At 65.1% G+C, this 3,630-nt stretch carries 6 protein-coding genes; 4 read left to right on the forward strand and 2 right to left on the reverse strand.

Annotation, left to right across the window (positions count from 1 at the left end; translation table 11 throughout):
• The 3 genes from RHODMAR_RS19400 to RHODMAR_RS19410 all read left to right on the forward strand — a co-directional run.
• Positions 1-181: carboxyl transferase domain-containing protein (locus tag RHODMAR_RS19400; protein WP_008717849.1), on the forward strand; the 181-nt coding region annotated here is incomplete at its 5' end.
• Entirely contained in the window at positions 178-462 is a 285-nt protein-coding gene (locus RHODMAR_RS19405) for an acyl-CoA carboxylase subunit epsilon (RefSeq protein WP_008717851.1), read from the forward strand. The genes RHODMAR_RS19400 and RHODMAR_RS19405, both read left to right, overlap by 4 nt.
• 2 nt (positions 463-464) lie before the next feature.
• Positions 465-1,115: a Maf family protein gene (locus RHODMAR_RS19410; RefSeq protein WP_051048194.1), complete on the forward strand. Its 651-nt coding sequence runs from the start codon at positions 465-467 to the stop codon at positions 1,113-1,115.
• A 21-nt stretch (positions 1,116-1,136) separates the two neighbouring features.
• Here the strand turns inward: RHODMAR_RS19410 and RHODMAR_RS19415 are convergent, their stop codons facing one another.
• Both RHODMAR_RS19415 and RHODMAR_RS19420 read right to left on the reverse strand, forming a co-directional pair.
• Positions 1,137-1,580, reverse strand: coding sequence for a flavodoxin domain-containing protein (locus RHODMAR_RS19415; RefSeq protein ID WP_008717855.1), 444 nt, complete (start codon positions 1,578-1,580; stop codon positions 1,137-1,139).
• Positions 1,581-1,694: 114 nt separating this feature from the next.
• Positions 1,695-3,077 carry a hypothetical protein gene (locus RHODMAR_RS19420; RefSeq protein ID WP_042939914.1) on the reverse strand — a complete coding sequence of 461 codons (1,383 nt, stop codon included), beginning with the start codon at positions 3,075-3,077 and terminating at the stop codon, positions 1,695-1,697.
• Between the two features lie 142 nt (positions 3,078-3,219).
• Between RHODMAR_RS19420 and RHODMAR_RS19425 the strand changes: the two genes are divergently transcribed.
• Positions 3,220-3,630, forward strand: a 411-nt coding sequence (locus tag RHODMAR_RS19425; RefSeq protein WP_008717860.1) for a glycosyltransferase, incomplete at its 3' end; no start/stop codon positions are given.

Consider the following 3,630-nt stretch of genomic DNA (forward strand, 5'->3'; position numbering starts at 1 on the left):
CGAGCTGCAACAACAATACGAGGACACCCTCGTCAACCCGTACGTCGCCGCCGAACGCGGCTACCTCGACGCCGTCATCCCACCCAGCCACACCCGCGGCCAGATCGTCACCGCACTACGACTGCTCGAACGCAAACAAGTCACCCTCCCACCCAAAAAACACGGAAACATCCCACTATGAACGATGAAGCGAACCATGACGCAGCGAACCATGTTGCCGCGAACGATGCCGCTGATGCTGGGGTCACCGAAGCATCCCCGGACGTTCGCGTGGTGAAGGGAAATCCGGGCGACGAAGAACTCGCCGCGCTGGTGGCGGTTCTGACAGCCAACCAGGGTGGATCTGCAGCGGTGGGCGATTCTCGGCCGCCGGAGCTGTGGGGTTCGCCGGAGCTTCTGCACCGCCGTTTCGTGGCTCACTCGGCGTATTCGTACGCCGCGTCGGGTCGCCACACGCGGTGACGGTGCCACCTCCCGCACAGACGCGGTTGGTCCTGGCGTCCGCGTCACCAGCTCGGTTGTCGGTGCTTCGCGGAGCCGGGGTCGAACCCATCGTCCGGGTATCGGGCGTCGACGAAGATGCATTGACCGCGGCGCTCGGGCCGTCTGCAGCGCCGGAGACGGTGGTGACCGAACTGGCCCGAGCGAAGGCAGCGGCGGTGGCCGAGACATTCGCGGACTCGGCCGACGATCTGGTGATCGTCGGCTGCGATTCGATGCTGTCGATCGGCGGCGAGCTGCACGGCAAGCCGCACTCGGTCGAGGTTGCGCGTCGACGATGGCGCACGATGGCCGGCACCAGCGGAGTGTTGCTGACCGGCCACGCCGTGCTCCGAGTGACGAACGGGATCGTGGTGGCGCAGGCTGCGGCACACAGTTCGACGGTCGTACATTTCGCAAGGCCATCATCGGTTGACCTCGAGGCTTACCTCACCTCCGGTGAGCCGCTGCTGGTGGCGGGGGCATTCACGTTGGACGGGCTCGGCGGCTGGTTCGTGGACCGCATCGAAGGAGATCCATCGTCGGTGATCGGCATCGGTCTACCGCTGGTACGAACGTTGTTGACACGGGTGGGATCGTCGTTGGCGCAGTTGTGGGACTCCAGCCCGTCCTAGCCGACGAGGCAGGGTCAACCCTCAGGGCAGCAGGTCGATCAGTTCGCGAGCCCATTCGTCGGCCATCGATTTGGGCTTGATGTTGGACGAGCTGTCGTGCCGAGCATGGGTACCGATCTGCTTGGCACCGAGTTCGGTGAGCTTCTCGGCGATGATCTCTCCGCCGCGGTTGAAGGTCTCCTCGTAGATCTTGTCGCCCAATCCGAACACGGCGAACTGCAAGCCGGCGAGATCGGGTGCGTCCTCGACGAGTGCCTCGAAGAACGGCTCTGCACCGGTGGGAAGCTCGCCGTCTCCGTAGGTGGAGCAGATGATCACGTGGAAGTCGTCCGTGTCGATGTCGGACACCTCGTACTCCAGCATGTCGCGTACCTCGGCGTCATGATCGCTCAGAACGTCCGCAATCTTGTCGGCGACCTCCTCGGCCGTACCGGTCTCGGACCCGAACAACACGACCACTGCCATGGATCGCTCCCCTTTCTCACACCTGCTCGAACACACGAACAGTCGGAAAGCATAGCTGCACCGGCGATCCGGTCGAAAATCCGTCCGAGCCCACTGTTGTGACTTGTCTCGAGATCACCAGAACTCAGGCGTCAGACCCCATCTGTCGTACTCCGCCTCGACGAGTCCGCGCAGGTGTTCCTTGCTGGGGAATCTATCCGGATCGAGTCCGGTGACGCACAGGGTCGCACGCTCACCCGATTCGTTCCACCACGCGCTGACCCCGCCGCCGGTGCGGCGCAACAGGGCGACATCGGTGTTCTGAGTGATCGACCTCATTGCCACCGCCGTGGCGTCGACGCCCCCGATGGTGCGGAGCGCGACGCCTCGGTTGCCGAGATTCGAGCACAGACACAGCGGTGCCGATCCGGACGCGGCGAGCTTGGCCACGATGGCGTCGGGCAACAACTGCATGAGCGGTTTGAGAAGCTCGAATGTGGTGGTGACCCGTTGGTCGGCCTGAGCCTTGAACGCCTGCTTGCTCGACGCTCTGATGGCTCCGAGATCGTCGCGATAGGTCCCTCCCGCGTCGACGTGAATCGAGACCCCGGATGTCGCGTTGGCCCGCCGATCTCCCACGATCCGGGTACTGACCGGCAGAGCGACGCGCACTCGGTCCTCCGTCGTGATCCGTCCGCTCCCGGTCAGGATGCCCAGCACTACCGCCACCAGCAGACTGTTGGCGCTGCCGCCCTTGCTCGCTGCGGCAGCAGACCAGTCCGCGGTCATGCAGTCGACGACGACGGTGCTCGGCACCCATGCGCCCGCCGCCGGTGCGATCGACACCCGCGAGCGGTCCGCGTTCGGTGTGGTCGCGTTCGGTGTGGAGGAGCCGGGGTCGGCAGAAGAATTCCGCCGAGCCCGCATCGATTCGATGGCAGTGTTGCTCACTGCTCGTGCCGCGCCCGACAGCGCCGCGCCGATGCGGCCGACACCGTCGGCGATGTCGGCACCGGACTCCGCCGACGGGGAGCGAGAACCGTCCAGTCCGACGCGTTCGAAGTCGTCGGGGACGGCGTGGCCGGACAGCGCGGCCGCTGCGGCAGAAGTCAGGGCACCGCCGTCTCCGACGACGTGGGAACCCACCAACGACACGACCATGCCGCCTGATTCGACCGCTGTGGCGGACAACCGCCACGCCGGCCCTTCGATCGGGTCGAGTGTCTGGGCAGCCTCGTCCTCGATCCACCGGTCTATGTCCTCGCGGGCGATCGATGATCCGATGACGACGGGATCAGCCGATCTGCGCGCTGCGGTCCAGCTGTCACGCGCTCCGGGGATCCGGGCCCGCCGAACGGAGCGATCGATGGGGCCTGCGGCAAGCAAGCGCCACATCGATTCGAGTGCGACGAGAGCCACCGGTCGCTCGAATCGCCAGACGATCTGGTTCACCACGGGCACCCCGAGGACGCATTCCATGCGGAGAAAAAGGTCGTCGTCGTAGGTCAGTCTTTCCACCACGAGAGACTATCGCTGCGCGAGCACGCACGCAGGTGGGCCGCAAATGTGTTTCCCGCCATATGTTTTCCGCATCGAACTGTGCAGGACGGTACTGATAGGTTGAGTTCGATCCGAAGCCGCCGCGACCGCGAAGGACCGAATGAAGTTCGTGATGCCCTTCAACGGGAGCCGCGGTGACGTGACGCCCGGCGTCGCGCTCGGCGCGGAACTTGCGCACCGCGGACACGAGGTGGTGTTCGGTGCGCCTCCCAATCTGGTGGAGTTCGCCGGCACCCAAACAGCTGGGTCCGAACGGTTCCGCGTCGTTTCTTTCGGACCGGACACCCAGCACCTGTTGGAGTCGGAGTTGATTCGGGTACGTATGAAATCGCGTAACCCGCGAACCAGACTGACGGCACTGGCGGAGCTGGCCAACCACGGCTGGGATCAGATGTCGGCCGAGCTCGAGCAGATGGCCGAGAACAGCGACGCGATCGTCACCGGCTCACTGGGCCAGGAAATGGCGTTCAACACGGCCGAGTCGGCCGGCAGCGCTTTTCTGGCGCTGCAC

The sequence above is a fragment of the Rhodococcus sp. AW25M09 genome (assembly GCF_000333955.1).
GTDB lineage: Bacteria > Actinomycetota > Actinomycetes > Mycobacteriales > Mycobacteriaceae > Rhodococcoides.